Genomic DNA, 20272 nt, shown 5'->3' on the forward strand with positions numbered 1-20272 from the left:
TATCAAAGAAGTTGTGATATATTAGTAGAAAATAACTGACGTGATTGGTTATTTTGGAGGAGGGAAATTAAATAATGAAAAAGAATTGGTTTGCAAAAGCTGCCGCTTCTGTAACATGCTTAGCTATGTTAGTTGGATGTGGTAGTGGTGGATCAGCTGGTGCTAATGAGATTACTATCAATTTAGGAGCAGAACCACCTGAAATGGATTCTATTTTAACAACATCTGCAGGATCAATGAACGTTTTACGTCACTGTGTTGAAGGTTTAGTTAGCTTAGATGCCAATGATGAAGCTGTACCTGGTATGGCAGAAAGCTGGGATGTATCAGATGATCAAAAAACTTATACATTCCATTTAAGAAAAGGAGCAAAATGGAGTAACGGAGAAGAAGTTACTGCTGAAGACTTCGTATTTGCATGGAATCAACATTTCAATGCAAGAACTGGTGCACCTTATGCATCAACTTGGATGACTAAAATTGCAGGGGCTGAAGATATTTTCAATGCAACTGCTGAAAAAGTAGATCCAAAAGATGAAAAATCAGATTACAAGATGGCTGAGGCAGATATTCCTAAATATATGGAAGAACATGCTGGATGGAAAGCAGTAGATAAATATACATTCCAAGTAACATTTACTGGTCCATTCCAATACGCTGTTGTATTGATGGCATTCCCATCATTCTTCCCAGTAAATAAAAAGGCTTATGACGCAGCTGGTGGAAACAACAACTATGGTACTGATGCTGATAAATTAGCATATAATGGTCCATTTACAATTACTTCATGGGCTCATGAAGACAGTATTGTCTTAGAAAAAAATCCAGATTACTGGAACGCTGAAAATATTAAATTAGACAAAATCACTATGAGAATGATCAGTCAAGAAACAACTGCTATTAATGAATTTAATAATGGTTCTATTGACATGATTGGTTTAACTGGTGATAATATTAAACAATTTAAAAATGCTCAAGGATTTGATGATGGTGGAGCTTGGTATTTTGAATTCAATTCAAAAGTCAATCCATTTAACAATGCTAAAGTTCGTAAAGCTTTAACTTTAGGTGTAGATGCTCAAGCAATGATTGATACAATTGTAAAAAATGATTCCAAAGTAGCAACTACATTCACACCACCAGCAGTAGCTCAAGGTGAATTTACTGAATACTGTGGTGATCTTTTCAAACATATCACTAATAATGATTACAGTGAAGCAAAAGCATTATTAGAAGAAGGATTAAAAGAAGAAGGATTAACACTTGCAGAATTCTCACCAGAATTACTTTGTGATGATTCAAGTGCTGCAAAACAACAAGCAGAATTCCTTCAAGCACAATTAAAAGAACATTTAGGTGTGACTCTAAATATTAGACAAGTCACTTACAATGCAAGATTAGATGCAATGGATCAAGGTGATTTCGAAATCGTATTCGCTGGATGGTCACCAGATTACAATGACCCAATGACTTATCTTGATATGTGGGTAACTGGAAATGGTAATAATCATGGTAAATGGTCTAATGCTGAATATGATAAGATTATCAAAGAAGCTTCTCAAATTGCTGATAAAGAAGCATATTATGCTAAATTAAAAGAAGCTGAAGAAATCTTAGCTGAAGAATGTCCAATTGGATTCATTTATGATAGACAAACAAGTTATGTAACAAGCGATAGATTAAAAGGTGTTATTAGAACTGCATTCCAAGACATCAATTTAAACTATGCGTATGTTGAAGAATAGTCAAATGTAATACTGATATTTTTTGAAAAAAGATGGGCTATATAATATTGTCTATATAGCCTTTCTTTATTTTAATGTAGAGAAAAATGTCTAGAAAGGTGTGAATTTATGAAAAAGTATGTATTAAAAAGACTTATATATGCTCTAATCACTATTTTTGTCCTTCTAGCATTGACATTTGTAATGATGCATATGTTACCGGGTGATCCATTTAATACGGGTAAAGCAATGAGTGAGAGTACAAAACAGGCTTTACGTGAGTTTTATGGGTTAGATAAACCTTTGGTAGAGCAATTTATTATGTATGTTAAAAATGCTTGTATAGGCGATTTAGGTGTATCTATTAAATATAATAGACCTGTTATGGATATTATCTTAGATACATTCCCAGTTTCATTCCAGTTAGGGATGTTCTCATTAATTTTTGCAGTTATTGCAGGAGTGGCTCTAGGGGCAATTGCAGCTATTCGTCGAGGAAAAGCTGCTGATACTATTGCTATGACTTTATCTGTTATTGGAGTTTCAATTCCTAGTTTTATTGTTGCAGCGTTACTTCAATATTTTATAGCATTAAAGTTGAATCAGCTGCTGGGAACCCAGATTTTTGCGATTACAGGATGGGGTAATTTGAATCAGATTATTTTACCTGCTTTGGCATTGAGTTTCAGTTCACTAGCAACAGTTTCACGTTTAATGCGTACAAGTATGCTGGATGTTTTAAGTTCTGATTATATCAAAACAGCGAAAGCAAAAGGATTGTCAGAACGTCAGATTTTATGGAAACATGCTTTAAGAAATGCAATTATGCCAGTTATTACGGTTTTAGGTCCAATTGCGGCTGCTGTATTAACAGGAGGATTTGTTGTTGAAAATATCTTTAATATTCCTGGTATGGGGAAATTCTTCGTATTGGCTATTAAAGAAAATGATTATACGTTAATTGCTGGAACAACATTGTTCTATGGTGCATTCTTAATTATTGCTGTATTAATTGTCGATTTATTATATGGTGTTATTGATCCTCGTATCAATTTAGCAAGTGAAAAGGAGTAGTGTAGAATGAAAAAGAAAGAAATATTAAAACAAGAATTCGTTCCAGAAGAAGCATTATCTCCAGATTGTCATGTTGATGCAGCAGATTTTGAATGGGTTGGACAAGATAGTGAGAAAATGCAATCTATCACACGTCCAAGCATTAGTTTCTGGAAAGACGCATTTTCAAGAATTAAAAAGGATAAAGTGGCGATTACATTTTTAGCTATTTTAGCTGTAATGGTTGTTTTAGCGATTATTATTCCAGCTGTTTACCCATACAAATTTGATATGACAGATGATCTTCATAAACATGTAGGTATGTTTTTCTCTGGTGATGGTCACTTCCATCTCTTTGGAACTGATTATTTAGGTAGAGATATGTTTGCCAGAATTTGGCGTGGAGCACGTATTTCATTATTTATTGCATTTGCTGCCGTTATTATCAATGTTATTATTGGTGTTATTTATGGTGGTATTGCTGGATATTTTGGTGGTATGGTTGATAATATTTTAATGCGTATTGCCGAAATTATTAATGGTATTCCATACTTATTAATCGTTATTTTATTAATGGTTATTATGACTGGTGGGGTATTTACAATTATCGTTGCTTACTCGCTTGTTGGTTGGGTAGGAACCGCCAGGCTGGTACGTGGTGAAGTTATGCGTTTAAAGGAACAGGAGTTTGTTGTTTCTGCTAAGAGTATGGGGGCTTCTTCTGCACGTATTATTAGAAAGCATTTAATTCCAAATATTTTATCTATCATTATTGTTAACTTAACATTAGCAATCCCTAATGCTATTTTTACTGAAGCATTCTTGTCTTTCTTAGGTTTAGGGGTACCTTTACCTGAAGCTTCATGGGGAACTTTAGCAAATGATGGAATTCAATATTTCCAACAATATCCTATTGAATTGATTATTCCTGCTATTTTCATTAGTATTACAATGTTAAGCTTTAACTTATTGGGTGATAAGCTTAGAGATGCTTTTGATCCTAAATTAAGGAGGTAACGGATAATGGCAAAAGTATTAGACATCAAAGATTTATATGTTTCATTCGACACATATGCTGGAGAAGTACAGGCTGTAAGAGGTGTTTCTTATTCTGTGGATGAAGGACAAGTTCTTGCAGTTGTTGGTGAATCTGGTTGTGGTAAGAGTGTAACTGCTCAAACAATCATGAAATTAAATCCTATGCCTCCTGCACGTATCAAATATGGAACTTTAACTTTAGGTGATATTGATATTATTAATACACCAGAAGAAGACATGCAAAAGATTCGTGGAAAAGAAGTGAGTATGATTTTCCAAGATCCTATGACATGTTTAAATCCAACAATGAAAGTTGGTAAACAAATTGTTGAAGCAATTGTTCATCATCAACATTTATCTAAAGAAGAAGCACAAAAGAAAGCTATTGAAATGTTGAAATTAGTACAAATTCCCAATGCTGAAGAAAGAGCTAATCAATATCCTCATCAATTCTCTGGTGGGATGCGTCAACGTGCAATGATTGCAATGGCTCTATCATGTAATCCAAAATTATTGATTGCTGATGAACCAACAACAGCATTAGATGTAACAATTCAAGCACAGATTATTGATTTATTGGATGATATTAGAAAGAAAACAGGAACAGCAATTGTTTTAATTACTCATGACTTAGGAGTTGTTGCTTCTTTAGCAGATAAAATTGCAGTTATGTATGCAGGAAAAGTTGTTGAAACGGGAACTGCAAATGATATTTTCTATAATCCATCTCATCCATATACAAGTGCATTATTAAACAGTTTACCTAAACACGATACAAATAAATCTGATAAATTATCTTCAATTCCAGGAACACCACCTGATTTATTAGATCCACCAAAAGGTTGTGCTTTTGCATCACGTTGTGAAAAATGTATGAAGATTTGTCAAAAGAAACAACCACCTATTTTCAAATTAAATGATGGTCATGAAGCTTCTTGCTGGTTATTGCATAAAGATTGTCCATCATCTCAAGGAGGAAAATCATAATGGCTGATGAAAATATTTTATTAAAAATTGATAATGTTTCTAAACATTTTAGAGTCAGTGGAGGAATTTTAAAGGCTGTTAATGGTGTAAGTCTTGAAATTAAAAAAGGGGAAACTTTAGGTTTAGTTGGTGAATCTGGTTGTGGTAAATCAACATTAGGTCGTGTTGTTATGGGAATTTATGAACCTACAAAAGGTAAGATTGTTTATAATGGAAAAGAAGTTCATATTAATAATGCAAAAAATCGTTTAGCATATGCAAAACATGCACAGATGATTTTCCAAGATCCATATGCGTCATTGAATCCACGTATGACAGTTGAATCAATTATTGCTGAAGGTATGGAAATTCATGGAATGTACACACCTGAAAAAAGAAAACAAAGAGTTCATGAATTACTTGAACTTGTTGGTTTAAATAAAGAACATGCAAACCGTTTCCCTCATGAGTTCTCAGGTGGTCAACGTCAACGTATTGGTATTGCAAGAGCACTGGCTATTGAACCAGAATTCTTAGTATGTGATGAACCAATCTCTGCTTTGGACGTTTCTATCCAATCACAGGTTATTAACTTATTAATTGATTTACAAAAGAAATTAGGATTAACATATTTATTTATTGCTCATGATTTGGATATTGTAAAATATATTTCTGATCGTATTGCAGTTATGTATTTAGGACATTTGGTTGAATTAGGTTCTAGTGAAGAAGTTTATTCTCACTCTTTACACCCATATTCAGAAGCTTTATTATCAGCTGTACCAATTCCTGATCCAAACTTAGAAAAAGAGAAAAAACGTATTATTCTTGAAGGAGATGTTCCAAGTCCAATTGACTTACCAGCTGGATGTCCATTTGCTGGTAGATGTCGTTATGCTACTGAAGAATGTAGAACAACAAAACCAGAACTTGTTGAAGCAAAACCAGGACATTTTGTGGCTTGTCATCATCCTGTGAAAAGATAAAAAAAGTTTATGAAAATTCATAAACTTTTTTTATGCATAAAATTGTGAAATGATTTGGATATTTTCTTCTGTTAATGGAAATGAAGGGATAATGATTGTAACAGACTGATTATGTAAAAGTGTTAATGAAACAATTTCATCATCATAATACCCATATAATAATGATCCATCAATAACAGCATGATTTCCAGCATATAAACTTGGTAAACCTTTTATTTCAGTAAATCTTTGTTTGGCTTTTTCTGGAGATGAAAATTTAAATTCTTTGACATAAAGAGCTTCTTTCCCATCTTTTGCTTCTTCTAATGAAATATATGTATGTGGGATGGTAAAACTTGAATAACTTTGACTTGAGAAGGATGTTTCCTTATCAATTTGAAAATCACTTAATTGAATGAGTTGATGATCTTGTTGATGAAATGATTTTTGATTGAATACATCTTCAATTAATCCACCAAAGATAAGAATAATTGTTAGTAATGATAAAAAGAAATAAACGATTCTCATTGATTTGAATGTTTTTAAAGAAAAGCGAGGTGCTCCATTTTTGAGTTGATGATGCATCGTACTCATTTGATGAAAACTAAAGTAATTTCTAAAAATAGAAGTTATAAAAAGGAGAAGAATACCAATATAGGCGAGTGTAATTCCATAACTCATAAACTTATCAAAACTGGCATTATATAAATACTGAGAAAATAAGGTTAAAGCAACGAGAGATATAAAAAATCCAATAAATGAAAGAATTTTAAATGAACCAGTTGCTATATCTTTTTTATCTTCCCAAGAAAAAGGAAGGTCTTTTTGTTTTTTAGAAACAAAAACAAACATATGATGTTTTGCATAAATAGGTTGATATCCTTTTTGTTGATATTTTCTAGCAAAAGCATCTTTATCTTTTTGGCGTTCTATTTTTGTAGAACCTATAGTTTTGTGAAAATCTATATGATAATAAACAGGATAATCAACTTTATTAAAGATTGTAACGAATGATAGTTCTTGAGTTATGTAACCCTGTTGACCAAGTTTATTAAGTTTGGTTTGTAATAATTCATATTCGTATGGTTTATAGTTCATAATCATAAATTTCATGGTTGTGTAACCTCCTTAATGGGCTTATTATATCAAAGAGATAATCACTTGTCTATGAAAGAAAAAAAGCTCATGATGAGCTTTTATAATTGAAGTAAGAATTGTGTATAAGCTAAGTAAGCTTCATAAACATCGACTTTTGATACAATTTCATGAGGAGCATGCATGTTTAAAACAGCAATTCCTGCATCAATAACATTCATATCATAATTTCCTAAGATGTAGGCAATAGTACCTCCACCACCTTGATCAACTTTACCAAGTTCAGCAGTTTGGAAATGAATACCGTTTTGATCCATAACATTTCTTATTTTAGCAAAGTATTCAGGATTAGCATCATTGCTACCACTCTTACCACGAGCACCTGTATATTTATTGAAAACAATACCATTTCCTAAATAAGCAGCATTTTTAGGGTCATTCACTTCCTTATAAAGTGGATCAAAACCAGCACTGACATCACTTGATAACATCATAGAATTTGCTAATGCTTTTCTCACAGACAAGAAAGTATCATCACCACATAAATGTAAGATTTGTGCAATTGTGTTTTCAAAGAATAAAGATTGCGCACCAGTTGCCCCAACACTACCGATTTCTTCTTTATCTACCAAAATACAACAAGATGTATATTGAGGAATATCTTGAATATCTAGAATTGCTTTTAATGATGTATAGGCACATACACGGTCATCATGACCATATCCCATCACCATACTTCTATCTAATCCATAATCTCTGGCTTTTCCACTAGGAACAACTTCTATTTCAGCACTTAAGAAATCTTCTTCTTCAATATCATATTTTTCTTTAAGAAGTCTTAAAACATTCGCTTTCACAGCATCTTTTTCAGTATCTTTTAAAGGAATGCTTCCTAATGTTACATCTAAGTTTTCACCTTCAATGACTTTAGCAGCAGTTTTTTGTAATTGATCAGCAGATAAGTGAATCAATAAATCTGTGATACCCACAACTGGATCATTATCATCTTCACCAATCACAACATCAACCTTTGTTCCATCTTTTTTAATGACAACACCATATAAAGATAAAGGAATAGTCACCCATTGATATTTTTTAACCCCACCATAATAATGAGTATCTAATAAAGCAAATCCGTCACTTTCATAAAGAGGATTTTGTTTTAAATCTAAGCGTGGTGAATCAATATGAGCACCTAAAATTCTCATTCCATCAGTTAAAGGTTTTTCACCCATAATAAATAAAGCCAAATTTTTATCTTTATTAACAACATAAAATTTATCACCAGCTTTTAAGCTCTGTAAATCTTGGATATCTTGAAAACCAGCTTTTTGAGCTAATTCAACAGATTCTTTGACACAAGCTCTTTCTGTTTTACTTGAAGATAAAAATGTTTTATATCCTTCATTAAAATCCATAACATCTTTATATTGATTATCTTCGTATTTATTCCATGCATTTTTTGCGTACATTTACATTACCTCATTTCTTTCAATCATTTTTAATAATACTTCTACTTGTTTTTTCATCATTGTGATAGATACATATTCAAAAGGTCCATGAAAATTATATCCACCAGTTCCTAGATTTGGACAAGGAAGTCCCATATATGTGAGATTAGCACCATCAGTTCCTCCACGAATAGGAACAGCATAAGGCTCAATACCACATTCCTTCATGGCTGTCATAGCGTTATCGACAATATACATGTGTTGTTCAATATGTTCACGCATATTCAAATAGTCTTGTTGAATAGTGACTTTGATCATATCATACCCATATTTTTGATTGAGAAAACTAGCAATATTTTCAAAATCCTGACATTGTTTTTTCGCTAATGCAAGGTCATGATTTCTAATGATATACCCCATGACTGTTTTTTCACAATTACCTTGAATATCATGCAAATGATTAAAACCTTCATAACCTTCAGTATATTCTGGTCTAGCATGAACAGGTAACATCGCATCAAATTCTTGAGCAATATGAATAGAATTAATCATCGCATTTTTGGCACTGCCAGGATGAATACTTTTTCCTGTAATTTCAACAACGGCACTAAAAGCATTAAAGTTTTCATATTCAATTTCAGCAATATTACCTCCATCAATTGTATAGGCATAATCTGCTTTAAAACCATCTATATCAAAATTTTCAGTTCCTCTACCCACTTCTTCATCAGGCGTAAAGGCAATTTTAATATCACTATGGTTGAATTCTGGATGCTGGTATAAATATTCAGCCATACTCATGATAATTGCAACACCTGCTTTATCATCTGCACCAAGTAGCGTTGTTCCATCCGTTGTGATTAAATCATGATGAATGACATTCAACAATTCAGGGAATTCATGAGGATCAAGATATAAGTTTTTTTCCTGATTTAAACAGATTGTATCTCCCTGATAATCTCTGATGACCTGTGGCTTTACATTTTGCCCAGAAGCATCTGGTGATGTATCCATATGAGCTACAAATCCAATCACTGGACCATGATGCTCTCCACGAGCTGGAATTGTTCCATAAACAATACCACTTTGATCTAAACGTGCATCTTCAATACCAATCTTTTTCATTTCTTCAACAAGATACTTTCCTAATTCTAATTGTTTCATAGAAGAAGGTGTTGTTGTTGATTGAGGATCAGATTGTGTATCAAAACTAATATATTTCAAAAATCTTTCTTCTATATTCATTCATCGTCCCTCGCTTTCTTTTTATTATTATACATGCATTTGTTTAAATAATCCATGATTATGATATAATTAAATGGATGTAGGAGGAAGAAAAAATGAACCAGATTATCAAAGAACTTATAGAAAGAAAATCTGTTCGTGCTTATCGTGATGAAAAGATAACTTTAGAAGAAAAGAATATGATTTTACAATCAGCTATTCAAGCTCCAACAGCTGGAAATATGGCACTCTATTCAATTATTGATGTTCAAGATCAACAACTTAAAGATCAACTAGCTAATACCTGTGATCATCAGCCTTTTATCAGTCAGGCACCACTTGTTTTATTGTTTTTAGCAGATTATCAAAAATGGTATGATATGTATTGTGCCTATCATGATGAAGACTTTAAACTTGAAGAAGCTGATATGATATTAGCTCTAGAAGATGCGATGATTGCAGCTCAAAACGCTGTTATGGGAGCATGGTCATTAGGTATTGGTTCTTGTTATATTGGGGATATATTGGAAAACTTTGAAATTCATCAAGAACTTTTTGATTTACCAAAATATGCTGTACCTGCGACACTTGTTGTTTTTGGAAAACCAACACCACAACAACAAAATCGTCAAAAACCACCACGTTTTGATATCAATGATATGGTGAGTGTCAATACTTATCATCATAAAAGTATGGATGAAACAAAACAAATGTTTATCAAACAAAGTGGAAGAAGTGAACAACAATTACAAAGCTATATTCAAGCTTTTGCAAAAAGAAAGTTTTTTGCTCAATATCATCAAGAAATGAATCGTTCTGTTCGAAAAATCATTGAATCATGGACAAAATAAAAAACAGACAATTTTGTCTGCTTTTTAATCAAATTTTTTAATCGTTTTATCCGTAATTTCAATATGGTTACGATATAAAGAAATATTAACAACACGACTTCCAACAGCATAAATTAAAGCCATGCTTGGTACAGCTATCAATAGTCCAAAGAAACCAAAGAGATTTCCAAAAATAACTAATGAAAGTAAGACATATAATCCAGAAATACCAACGGCTCCACCGACAACACGAGGATAAATGATATTAGCTTCAAACTGTTGAATAATCACAAAACAGATTGTAAAGATGATTGCTTGAGTAGAATTGATAGCTAAGACAAGGATAAAGCCAACCGCAAAACCAAAATATCCTCCAAACATTGGAATTAAACTAGCAAGTCCAATAATAAAAGCAATTAATTCTGGAAAAGGAAGTCCTGTTATTTTAAAACCAACATACATTAAAAACATTAAAATGCAGCTTTCTAATAATTGTCCAGAAACAAAACCATTAAAGTAATGATTAGCTTCTGCTCCAATATCAAAGATGACTAAGGAACGATGATAGCCAAAGAGAAAAGTAACAATTTTCTTTAATTGTCTAAGATGTGCTTCTTTATTGGCGAGTAAATAAATCGCCATAATAAAAGATGTAATTGTATTAATAAAAACACCAAAAATGCCAATAGACTGGAAAATAATATTAATACCGGCATTTCCTAACAGATTTCCACTTTGTGAAAGAAGATGATTCAAATCAAGATTTGTCAGTGCTTCTTGAATAGAATCATAGTTAATAGCGTAATTAATATTAAAATGGGCTAATGCATCATTAATCATTGTCACTAAACGATCAGCATAATTAAAGATATTTGTGATAATTAAAGCAATACTTTCACCAAGTCTAGGGATAATAAATGAAGAAAAGAGAATAATTAAGATAATAGCTAATAATAATGTTGTCGCAATACTTAAACCTCTTTTTAAACCATGACGTTTTATTTTCTTACCATACAAATGTTCGATATTACGCATAGGGATATTTAAAACAAATGCTATGATTATCGCAATATAAAATGGTGTTGCAAGAGATAATATATCACTTAGCATAGAAAATACTGTTTCATAGTTAAACACAATAAATGCTAATATAATAGCATACGTTAAATAAAAAATTGTTTTATTCTTTTTGACAATATGGGTTTTGTCAATCATAGATTCACCTTCTTTTATGGTTATAATCATAACATAATTACATATAAAAGTGTAGTTCATTGTTTATTTAAAAAAATGTGATAAAATAATAAAGAAGGAGGCAGTTAAATGAAAGTTGTAGTTTTATTAAAAGATGGTTTTGAAGAATTAGAAGCATTAAGTGTTGTAGATGTTTTAAGACGTGCAAATATTACATGTCAAATGATAGGAATGGATGCTTTGTCAGTGACAAGTTCTCATGGTATTGAGATAAAAGTTGATCAAATGTTTGATGAAAGTGTTTATGAAGCTGATATGGTTGTGTTGCCAGGAGGATTACCGGGAGCGACTTCACTTTGTGATGATGAAAGAGTTATTGATATTTTGAAGACATTTAATCAACAAAAGAAATGGATTGCTGCCATTTGTGCAGGACCTATTTCATTAGAAAAAGCAGATGTTGTTGCAGGAAAAAAATTTACATGTTATCCAGGATTTGAAAAAGAAATCCCTTCAGGGATTTATCAGGATGTATTAGTATGTTGTGATCAGAATATCATTACTGGACGTGGACCAGCTGCTGCTTTAGAATTTGCTTATACTATTTTAGAAAAACTTGGTCAACCTTCAAAAGATATTCGTGAAGGTATGCAGTATCATTATTTAGTGAAATAAAAAACGACTTCTCTCATAGAAAGTCGTTAAAAATGTGGAATCATCATTTCAATTTCATATTCAAAGAATTGTTCTTGGAAATAGACATAGTGTTCTATTTCTTTTTTTGTATAGGTTTTTGATGTAGGAGCAACAACCCATTTATCTTCATTATCATTCAAACGATGAATAATCGCAATGACTTCTCCTGTAAAATGAGATAAAGGTGTATCAATACCAATGACATAAGCATCTTGATACTCTCCATCACCACCCATGATTCCTTCGATGTATCCATAGTTAATAGGATAATATAGATTTTTATGTTGAGGGTGAAAACTACCCATAGGACGATCAATAGTCACAGTAACTTGCATGTTTATTCTATAAATGAGCGACTGATAATCGCAAATTCATCTTGACTGGCAAGATGTTTCTTTTCTATTTTTTCTAAGGAATCATCAAAATCTTTCGCAACTTGAGGGTCAAATGCCATAGCTGGGCTTTCATAAAAAGTCCATGAGTGATGATCTAAAGCATGAGGAACGAAAGTTTTCACCAGCAAAGCAGTAGGATATTTTCCATTTTCCAGACTGACATGTAAATCTTTACAACTTTGAAATCCAAAACGAACATATGTTCGAGGATGTCCCATAATCACAATGGTATCATATCCAAGCTGATAGGCTTCTTTCATTGAATATTCAATCAGTCTTTTCCCATAGCCCTGTTTTTGATATTCAGGTAAAATGCAGACAGGACCAAAAGTGAGAACAACTTTTTCATTTTTATTTTCATCTATAAGTTTTGCTTTGGTATACATGATTTGACCAATAATTTTTCCATCTTTTTCTAAAACAAAGTCTAGTTCATGGATAAAATCTTCATGTTGACGTATAATATGGGCTAAATAATGTTCATAACATCCGGGCATATAAACATTATAAAAGGATTGTCTAATGATATTTTCTACGGTTGTGTAATCATCAGGTGTTTCATGACGGATTGTTATCACTTGTTTATTTCCTCCCTCAGTTGATTTATTTTTTTAATAATAACATAGCTACAACAAATAATAATAGCCCCAATAAGAGCAATCCCACTATATATGGGCATCAGATAGGAGAGTACATATTCATCTCCACCTACAATAAGAAATGATAGAATATAAGATAAAAAATAAGAGTTCAAGATAAACAACCCTATAAAAGATCCAATTCCAATAACGATAACTTTTTCACTTTTTAACATAATAGTCTCCTTTACATATTTTTGACGAAGGCAAGAGTACCTTCTTGATTATAATCTGGCTGATATGTAAAACCATCAATATTGAGTGTTTTCAATTCATCCAATGTTTTGATCTCATTTAAAATCATCTGATTTAACATTTGACCTCTGGCTTTTTTGATAATCATAGCGTTTCTTTTCATTTTCCCATGATCGTTGATAATGAAATCTATAAAATAAATATGAGGATGTCTTAACATATTGCTAAATTCTTTAGAAGCTAAAGAAATAATGAAATCAACTTGTTCAAAATATTGATATAAAGGTGTATACCAATAATCATATAAGTTGATATGATCAGGTTTCATTGTCATATCTAAACGATAAGGCGTTATTAAAGTATTGTATTTTAAAACACCATAGTAAGCATCTAAAATACATAAGTGTTCAGATAAGTAGTCTTGATGATTCATGTAAGATGCTAATTCAAGTTGTTTAAAAACTGTTCCTTGATAAAAAGCTAAAGCAGGATGAGCAGTCTGTTCTTCATGAAAATACTGATAAACTTGAGTTGCCTGTTTATAAGATATTTTCATGAGCTGACATAACTGTTCATCATTATATTGTTTTAAAATGTTTGTAAGATATTGTGTTTCTTCTTGAAACAAAGGTTCACTACCAACAAAAGGAACCTTTTGATATTTCATTGTTTTACTTGGGGCAATGACAATTTTCATAATTTCACCTCGAGATTATTATAAAGTATTTAATGTCATAGATAAAGAAATATGTTATAATCTTTGCGGGTGGTAAGATGAATACAATAGTCATAAATAAAATTTTAATGCATATGTTAGATTTTGAACATCGTAAGATTTATCATTCTACTGACTTTGTCGATATGAATGAAACATCTATTGATTATTATCGTAAGAAAGTAGAAAAAGCTTTAAATTCTCCTTCACTTAAAGAATTAACAGTTGGTTCTTTACATGAGATGATGTTAAGAAGTGAAAAAATGATTGAAAGTCAAGAAGAATTTATCAAACAGGCTCATGAAATGACGGACAAATTATTTGCTTTAGGCTCAGTGATTGAAGAAATGCCTAATAGTAATGTTTTATTTGTAGATTGTTATAAAAATGGGGAAAGATATGTGGCAGCATTAAAGCTCAACTATCGTTATATTCCTATGAGTGTGATTGATGAAGAAAACATTCGTATTACCAAAAAACAGGTTTTACCAACAATGGGTTCACCGGTAGATGAAGCGATTATTGTGAATGTGGATGCGAAAAAGTTATTTTTAATTGAAAAGAAATATAACATTGATGGGAAATTGGATTTTTATTTAAATGCACAGTGGATTAAAGGTGAAGAAAAGCTAACAGATAAGCAGAAAATATCAACCATGAAAAAAGTTGTGAGAAAGATGGATGATATTTATAATGTTAATGATGGAAAAGCGTTGCCTTTAATGAAACATGAAATACAGGAAAAAATTGATACCAATCAACCTGTTAAACCTTTAGAAATTGTCAAAAAGGTATTAGAAAAAGATGGACAGGCACAAGAAGAAAGTGAAATTATGATGAAAGACTTAGGAATTGGTGAAGAAGATCAGATTGAAAGTTTATCATTAACAGCTATGGATAAATGTAAACTTGTATTGGATGATGAAATTGAGATTAGTTTACCAATTGAGGAATATTTATCTGGTGATAAGGTGGAAAAGGTTAAACAGGAAGATGGAACATATTCTATTTTATTAAAAGATGTTAGTGAAGTGATTGTAAAATAATCTAAAGGACAACATGAATCCAGTTTTGCATTGGATTGTAAAAATGTATCTGTTGTAGTCATTGCATTGACACATGTCCACAACAGACTATTACAATTCAAAATGAATGTTTTGATAGAAAGTATGATTTGAAATCATGCTTTTTATTATTGTCTTGATATTTTATAGTTACTTTTTTCAATATATTCATCATCTTAAGAAATGGGCATAATAGTATAAAGGTTGTGATACGATGATCAGTTATGCTCCATTATTTAAGACAATGAAAGATAAATCCATAACAACATATACTTTGATTCATGTGCATGGATTGAATTCAAGAACAATTCATAATATTAAACATGGCAAAGGAATTTCAACTTTTACTTTGGAAAAACTATGTGTGGCATTGGATTGTACACCTAATGATGTTATTGAATTTATTAAAGAAGATAATCAAAAAATATAAGAGTTTATGAATACTATAAGGATTCGATATTCAAATTTCGAATCTTTTTTTTGTACAAACTTATATCAAAGTATATATTGATTTTTTTAATTGATAATGAAACAGTTATGATTATTTTAATAGTATACTCAATAGGCAACAAAAAAAACTTTAAAATATGAGTTATTGTTTGTTATGAGAGGATAAAAGAAATATTAAGAATTTGCATATATATTCTTGTATTTCTTTTTTTGTTTATTCGCTATAAATAAAAAGAGTGCTTTTTTAAGCGTTTTCATGTATAATAAAAACTATGAAAGGGGTTTGACTATGGCACAATTAGATAACTTTTTGATTCAGCTTTTCCATGAAGGAAACTGTTTAGAGATGTATAAAGTTTTTGGTGCACATTTTGAAGAAATGGATGGGCAAAAAGGTGTAAGATTTACTGTTTATGCTCCAAATGCTAGAAGTGTGCAGGTTGTAGGTGATTTCAACAAATGGGATGGTGAAAATCACTATATGGAAAAATATACAGATGGTGGTATATATACTTTATTTATTCCTAAAATCAAACAATATGATACATATAAATATCGTATTGAAACACCTAATGGTTCTTGGGTGGATCGTGCTGATCCTTATGCTTTCTTTAGTGAATTAAGACCGGGAACAGCTTCTAAGGTTTATAAAATTGATGGTTTTAGATGGGCTGATAAACGTTGGTTAAATAAGCGCACAAAGAATTTTGATAAAGTTTTGAATATCTATGAAGCTAATATTGGTTCATGGAAAATGAAAAAAGATTTTACTGATGAAGAAGATGGTGAATATTACAGCTATGAAGAAATGATTGATCAGATCATTCCTTATGTTGTAGAAAATGGGTTCTCACATATTGAATTAATGCCTTTAACTGAATTTCCTTTTGATGGGTCATGGGGATATCAGGCAACAGGATATTTTAGTGCAACAAGTCGTTACGGTAATCCAAAACAATTAATGGCATTTATCAATGCTTGTCATAAAAATAATATTGGCGTGATTATGGATTTTGTACCTGCTCATTTTGTAAAAGATGGACATGGATTGCATCAATTTGATGGTGGCTTTGTTTACGAATATCCAGATATCAATTTAAGATATACAGAATGGGATAGCTGTTATTTTGATTTGGGCAGAGAAGAAGTACGTAGTTTCTTGATGTCTTCTGTTCATTTCTGGGCAAATTACTTTCATGTGGATGGTATTCGTTTTGATGCGATTAGTAATTTGATTTATTGGAAAGGAAATAAAGAACGTGGTGTCAATGATGGTGCCATTGAATTCATGAAACGTATGAATTCGCATATGAATGGATTATTTCCTGGTGTCATGTTGATTGCGGAAGATTCAACTGATTATCCAAATGTCACAACAGCTCCACAATCTGGAGGACTTGGATTTGATTATAAATGGGATTTAGGTTGGATGAATGATACATTGGCTTATTTTAAAAAGGATCCAATTTATCGACAATATCCAGATGTTCACAATAAACTGACTTTTTCTATGATGTATTTCTATCGTGAAAATTATATTTTGCCTTTCTCACATGATGAAGTGGTTCATAGTAAAGGAACAATTCTAGATAAAATGTGGGGGAATAATGATCAGAAATTCGCTCAGTGTAAGTCTTTATACTTATATATGATGACACATCCTGGTAAGAAATTGAACTTTATGGGAAATGAGCTGGCTGAATATAAAGAATGGGATGAAAAGAAAGCTTTAGGATGGGTATTATTAAAATATCCACAACATGATTCATTCCATAGATATTTTAGTGATTTAAATCATCTGATTTTAAAACATCCGGCTTTATATCAATATGATTACTATCCAGAAGGATTTGAATGGTTAGTTGTGGATGATATGAAACAAAGTGTCTTTGCTTATGCACGTTATGCACCGGATGGGGAAGTGCTTGTTTGTGTTATGAATTTTGTAGGAAATACACATCATGGTTATCGTATTCCTGTTCCTGTAGAAGGAACTTATAAGGAAATCATTAACACAGATACAGATTATTACACTGGTAGCAATTTTACGAATAAACGTGCTATTAAATCACAAAAAATACACGCTGTAAACAAAGAAAATTCGATTTTGGTTGACATTGCACCATTTTCGAGTATGATATTTGAATTGAAAAGAAAATAGTTGAGGGAGACGAGATATGTTTAAGACAAAAGAAGAATTTAAATATGAATTTTCAAGAAGAATTATCGAATCTTACGGACGTACAGTTGAGGAGTCACATATTACTGAAAAATTTATGACACTTGAAAGAATGGTTCGTGACTATGCTTCTGTCAATTGGGCTATGACAAAAATGGCAACAAGAACAAATTATCAAAAACAGGTTCATTATTTCTCTATGGAGTTTTTGATTGGACGTTTACTAGTCAACAACATGATGAATTTAGGAATTTATGAAATCGCTAAAGAAGGATTAGCTGATTATGGTATTAATATTCATGATTTGGAAGAATTGGAATCTGATGCAGGTCTTGGAAATGGTGGTTTAGGAAGATTGGCTGCTTGTTTCATGGATTCATTGGCTTCACTTTCTTATCCAGCTTTTGGAAATACCATTCGCTATGAATATGGTTTATTTAAACAGAAAATTGAAAATGGATATCAAGTTGAAGTTCCTGATCAATGGTTAAAATTAGGAAATATGTGGGAAGTGAGAAAACCTAAACATGCTGTTGATGTTAAATTCTGGGGACGTGTTGTATGGAATGAAGAAACTGGAAAGTGGGATCATGTGGATGCTGAATGTGTCAAGGCTGTTCCTTATGATATGCCAATTGTTGGTAATGATACAACTGTCACAAATACACTTCGTTTATGGTCTTCAGAACCAAGTGATGAAATTCCATCTAATAAAGATTTTAGACAATATGCTCAAGAAGTCAGAGATATTTGTCAGACATTATATCCAGATGATTCAACACTTGCTGGACGTACATTACGTTTAAAACAACAATATTTCTTTGTATCAGCAGGATTACGTGCTATTATTAAAAATCATTTAAGAGTTTATCCATCATTATCTAATTTCCATGAAAAGAATGTTATTCAGTTAAATGATACACATCCAGTATTGGTGATTCCTGAATTGATGAGAATCTTAATTGATGAATATGATATGGATTGGGATGAAGCATGGCATATTACAACACAAACATGTGCCTATACAAATCATACAATCTTATCAGAAGCCCTGGAAAAATGGCCAATTTCAACAATGCAGGCATTACTTCCAAGAGTTTATCAGATTATTGAAGAAATCAATAGAAGATTTATTGGTTATGTGAAACATATCAGTGATAACGATGAAGATTTATTAAATCGTGTGATGATTTTAAAAGATGGACAAGTGCATATGGCACACCTTGCGATTGTTGGAAGCTTTAGTGTCAATGGTGTTGCCAGACTTCATACACAAATTTTAATGGAACAGGAAATGAAAGACTTCTATTTCTTATATCCAAAGAAATTCAATAACAAAACAAATGGAATTACACATCGTAGATGGTTGGCTTACTCTAATCCGGAATTAACTTCATTATTAAATGAAACAATTGGTGATGATTGGATTAAACATCCAGAAGAATTAGAAAAACTCATGGATTATGTAGATGATTCCATTGTTCAAGGTAAATTCTACAATGTGAAACAACAAAGAAAACAAGTTTTAGCTGATTATATTTATAAACACAATGGTATCAAAGTAGATGTAAACAGTATTTTCGATATTCAAGTCAAAAGACTACATGCCTATAAACGTCAGTTATTAAATATTATGCATGTGATTTACTTATATCAACAAATGAAGATGAATCCTGAATTTAAGATTTATCCAAGAACATTTATCTTTGGTGCAAAAGCAGCTCCTGCTTACTATTTTGCAAAGAAAGTTATCAAATTAATCAACAGTGTTGCTGATGTTGTGAATAATGATCCAGATACAAATGCTTATTTAAAGGTTGTCTTTATTGAAAACTATGGTGTTACAATTGCTGAAAAGATTATGCCTGCTGCAGATGTTTCTGAACAGATTTCTACAGCTGGAAAAGAAGCAAGTGGAACAGGTAACATGAAGTTCATGATGAATGGTGCTGTCACTGTAGGGACACTTGATGGTGCAAATGTAGAAATTGCTGAACGTGTTGGCGATGACAATGTGATTATCTTTGGTTTAAAAGATAATGAAATCAATGAATTAAGATGGAATGGACAATATAATGCATGGGATTATTATAATAATGATCCTCGTATTAAAAATGTTGTTGATTCATTAGTTGATGGAACATTCCATGCTTCAAGAGAAGAATTTAGAATGATTTTTGATGAATTGATGAATCGTAATGATGAATACTTCTTATTTGCAGATTTTGAAGCTTACTTAAAAGCACAGGCAAAAGTTGATGAATTGTATCGTGATCGCGCAAAATGGTCTAAGATGTGTCTTGTCAATATTGCACAGTCTGGATATTTCTCATCAGATCGTACAATTGAAGAATATGTAAAAGATATCTGGAAATTAGATAGAGTGAAAAGATAAAAACA

General features: G+C 31.6%; 19 protein-coding genes. 11 read left to right on the top strand and 8 right to left on the bottom strand.

Annotated elements, in window-relative coordinates; genetic code table 11:
- Positions 1-74 precede the first annotated feature (74 nt).
- The 5 genes from B5E75_RS05245 to B5E75_RS05265 all read left to right on the top strand — a co-directional run bounded on the left by B5E75_RS05245 (position 75) and on the right by B5E75_RS05265 (position 5767).
- Positions 75-1745 (top strand): peptide ABC transporter substrate-binding protein, encoded by a 1671-nt coding sequence (locus tag B5E75_RS05245; RefSeq protein WP_087357737.1) that lies wholly within the window; start codon positions 75-77, stop codon positions 1743-1745.
- A gap of 108 nt (positions 1746-1853) precedes the next feature.
- Positions 1854-2798, top strand: coding sequence for an ABC transporter permease (locus tag B5E75_RS05250; protein WP_087357738.1), 945 nt, complete (start codon positions 1854-1856; stop codon positions 2796-2798).
- Positions 2799-2804: 6 nt separating this feature from the next.
- On the top strand, positions 2805-3794 hold the full coding sequence (locus tag B5E75_RS05255) for an ABC transporter permease (protein ID WP_087357739.1): 990 nt from the start codon (positions 2805-2807) through the stop codon (positions 3792-3794).
- Between the two features lie 6 nt (positions 3795-3800).
- On the top strand, positions 3801-4802 hold the full coding sequence (locus B5E75_RS05260) for an ABC transporter ATP-binding protein (protein WP_164483491.1): 1002 nt from the start codon (positions 3801-3803) through the stop codon (positions 4800-4802).
- Positions 4802-5767, top strand: a complete 966-nt coding sequence (locus B5E75_RS05265; RefSeq protein WP_087244505.1) for an ABC transporter ATP-binding protein — start codon at positions 4802-4804, stop codon at positions 5765-5767. Before B5E75_RS05260 ends, B5E75_RS05265 begins: the two co-directional genes overlap by 1 nt.
- 30 nt (positions 5768-5797) lie before the next feature.
- On the opposite strand, the gene B5E75_RS05270 is transcribed toward B5E75_RS05265, so the two are convergent.
- The 3 genes from B5E75_RS05270 to pepT form a co-directional block, all read right to left on the bottom strand.
- Complete coding sequence (locus B5E75_RS05270) at positions 5798-6859, bottom strand: hypothetical protein (RefSeq protein WP_087357740.1); 1062 nt, start codon at positions 6857-6859, stop codon at positions 5798-5800.
- Between the two features lie 83 nt (positions 6860-6942).
- Complete coding sequence (locus tag B5E75_RS05275; protein ID WP_087357741.1) at positions 6943-8313, bottom strand: aminopeptidase; 1371 nt, start codon at positions 8311-8313, stop codon at positions 6943-6945.
- Positions 8314-9537, bottom strand: coding sequence for a peptidase T (gene pepT / locus B5E75_RS05280; RefSeq protein ID WP_087357742.1), 1224 nt, complete (start codon positions 9535-9537; stop codon positions 8314-8316). It lies immediately after the preceding gene.
- Between the two features lie 95 nt (positions 9538-9632).
- On the opposite strand from pepT, the gene B5E75_RS05285 reads away from it, so the two are divergent.
- The gene (locus tag B5E75_RS05285; RefSeq protein ID WP_087357743.1) at positions 9633-10367 is read left to right on the top strand and encodes a nitroreductase family protein; all 735 of its coding nucleotides are present in this window, start codon (positions 9633-9635) and stop codon (positions 10365-10367) included.
- Positions 10368-10391: 24 nt separating this feature from the next.
- On the opposite strand, the gene B5E75_RS05290 is transcribed toward B5E75_RS05285, so the two are convergent.
- The gene (locus B5E75_RS05290; RefSeq protein WP_087357744.1) at positions 10392-11561 is read right to left on the bottom strand and encodes an AI-2E family transporter; all 1170 of its coding nucleotides are present in this window, start codon (positions 11559-11561) and stop codon (positions 10392-10394) included.
- A gap of 108 nt (positions 11562-11669) precedes the next feature.
- Here B5E75_RS05290 and B5E75_RS05295 point away from each other — a divergent pair, with 108 nt between their 5' ends.
- On the top strand, positions 11670-12215 hold the full coding sequence (locus tag B5E75_RS05295; protein ID WP_087357745.1) for a DJ-1 family glyoxalase III: 546 nt from the start codon (positions 11670-11672) through the stop codon (positions 12213-12215).
- Positions 12216-12241: 26 nt separating this feature from the next.
- On the opposite strand, the gene B5E75_RS05300 is transcribed toward B5E75_RS05295, so the two are convergent.
- Genes B5E75_RS05300 through B5E75_RS05315 form a run of 4 tightly spaced genes read right to left on the bottom strand, consistent with a single transcriptional unit; the run spans position 12242 to position 14161 of the window.
- Complete coding sequence (locus B5E75_RS05300) at positions 12242-12571, bottom strand: inorganic pyrophosphatase (RefSeq protein ID WP_087357746.1); 330 nt, start codon at positions 12569-12571, stop codon at positions 12242-12244.
- Positions 12572-12573: 2 nt separating this feature from the next.
- Complete coding sequence (locus B5E75_RS05305) at positions 12574-13209, bottom strand: GNAT family N-acetyltransferase (protein WP_087357747.1); 636 nt, start codon at positions 13207-13209, stop codon at positions 12574-12576.
- Positions 13206-13445 (bottom strand): hypothetical protein, encoded by a 240-nt coding sequence (locus B5E75_RS05310; protein ID WP_087357748.1) that lies wholly within the window; start codon positions 13443-13445, stop codon positions 13206-13208. Before B5E75_RS05310 ends, B5E75_RS05305 begins: the two co-directional genes overlap by 4 nt.
- Before the next feature lie 11 nt (positions 13446-13456).
- Positions 13457-14161, bottom strand: coding sequence for a YaaA family protein (locus B5E75_RS05315; RefSeq protein ID WP_087357749.1), 705 nt, complete (start codon positions 14159-14161; stop codon positions 13457-13459).
- A 77-nt stretch (positions 14162-14238) separates the two neighbouring features.
- Between B5E75_RS05315 and B5E75_RS05320 the strand changes: the two genes are divergently transcribed.
- The 4 genes from B5E75_RS05320 to B5E75_RS05335 all read left to right on the top strand — a co-directional run bounded on the left by B5E75_RS05320 (position 14239) and on the right by B5E75_RS05335 (position 20267).
- Complete coding sequence (locus B5E75_RS05320) at positions 14239-15225, top strand: nucleoid-associated protein (protein WP_087357750.1); 987 nt, start codon at positions 14239-14241, stop codon at positions 15223-15225.
- A 232-nt stretch (positions 15226-15457) separates the two neighbouring features.
- On the top strand, positions 15458-15673 hold the full coding sequence (locus tag B5E75_RS05325; RefSeq protein WP_087357751.1) for a helix-turn-helix domain-containing protein: 216 nt from the start codon (positions 15458-15460) through the stop codon (positions 15671-15673).
- Positions 15674-15982: 309 nt separating this feature from the next.
- Positions 15983-17854, top strand: a complete 1872-nt coding sequence (glgB, locus tag B5E75_RS05330) for a 1,4-alpha-glucan branching protein GlgB (protein WP_087357752.1) — start codon at positions 15983-15985, stop codon at positions 17852-17854.
- A 16-nt stretch (positions 17855-17870) separates the two neighbouring features.
- The gene (locus B5E75_RS05335) at positions 17871-20267 is read left to right on the top strand and encodes a glycogen/starch/alpha-glucan phosphorylase (RefSeq protein ID WP_087357753.1); all 2397 of its coding nucleotides are present in this window, start codon (positions 17871-17873) and stop codon (positions 20265-20267) included.
- The last annotated feature ends 5 nt before the right edge of the window (positions 20268-20272 follow it).

This window comes from Massiliimicrobium timonense (genome assembly GCF_002160865.1).
Classification (GTDB): domain Bacteria; phylum Bacillota_I; class Bacilli_A; order Erysipelotrichales; family Coprobacillaceae; genus Allocoprobacillus.

What these genes read in the sequence shown, in the direction of transcription:
- B5E75_RS05245 (WP_087357737.1), top strand. Translation starts at nt 75, where the DNA reads ATGAAAAAGAATTGGTTTGCAAAAGCTGCCGCTTCTGTAACATGCTTA.
- B5E75_RS05250 (WP_087357738.1), top strand. Translation starts at nt 1,854, where the DNA reads ATGAAAAAGTATGTATTAAAAAGACTTATATATGCTCTAATCACTATT.
- B5E75_RS05255 (WP_087357739.1), top strand. Translation starts at nt 2,805, where the DNA reads ATGAAAAAGAAAGAAATATTAAAACAAGAATTCGTTCCAGAAGAAGCA.
- B5E75_RS05260 (WP_164483491.1), top strand. Translation starts at nt 3,801, where the DNA reads ATGGCAAAAGTATTAGACATCAAAGATTTATATGTTTCATTCGACACA.
- B5E75_RS05265 (WP_087244505.1), top strand. Translation starts at nt 4,802, where the DNA reads ATGGCTGATGAAAATATTTTATTAAAAATTGATAATGTTTCTAAACAT.
- B5E75_RS05270 (WP_087357740.1), bottom strand. Translation starts at nt 6,859, where the DNA reads ATGAAATTTATGATTATGAACTATAAACCATACGAATATGAATTATTA.
- B5E75_RS05275 (WP_087357741.1), bottom strand. Translation starts at nt 8,313, where the DNA reads ATGTACGCAAAAAATGCATGGAATAAATACGAAGATAATCAATATAAA.
- pepT (WP_087357742.1), bottom strand. Translation starts at nt 9,537, where the DNA reads ATGAATATAGAAGAAAGATTTTTGAAATATATTAGTTTTGATACACAA.
- B5E75_RS05285 (WP_087357743.1), top strand. Translation starts at nt 9,633, where the DNA reads ATGAACCAGATTATCAAAGAACTTATAGAAAGAAAATCTGTTCGTGCT.
- B5E75_RS05290 (WP_087357744.1), bottom strand. Translation starts at nt 11,561, where the DNA reads ATGATTGACAAAACCCATATTGTCAAAAAGAATAAAACAATTTTTTAT.
- B5E75_RS05295 (WP_087357745.1), top strand. Translation starts at nt 11,670, where the DNA reads ATGAAAGTTGTAGTTTTATTAAAAGATGGTTTTGAAGAATTAGAAGCA.
- B5E75_RS05300 (WP_087357746.1), bottom strand. Translation starts at nt 12,571, where the DNA reads ATGCAAGTTACTGTGACTATTGATCGTCCTATGGGTAGTTTTCACCCT.
- B5E75_RS05310 (WP_087357748.1), bottom strand. Translation starts at nt 13,445, where the DNA reads ATGTTAAAAAGTGAAAAAGTTATCGTTATTGGAATTGGATCTTTTATA.
- B5E75_RS05315 (WP_087357749.1), bottom strand. Translation starts at nt 14,161, where the DNA reads ATGAAAATTGTCATTGCCCCAAGTAAAACAATGAAATATCAAAAGGTT.
- B5E75_RS05320 (WP_087357750.1), top strand. Translation starts at nt 14,239, where the DNA reads ATGAATACAATAGTCATAAATAAAATTTTAATGCATATGTTAGATTTT.
- B5E75_RS05325 (WP_087357751.1), top strand. Translation starts at nt 15,458, where the DNA reads ATGATCAGTTATGCTCCATTATTTAAGACAATGAAAGATAAATCCATA.
- glgB (WP_087357752.1), top strand. Translation starts at nt 15,983, where the DNA reads ATGGCACAATTAGATAACTTTTTGATTCAGCTTTTCCATGAAGGAAAC.
- B5E75_RS05335 (WP_087357753.1), top strand. Translation starts at nt 17,871, where the DNA reads ATGTTTAAGACAAAAGAAGAATTTAAATATGAATTTTCAAGAAGAATT.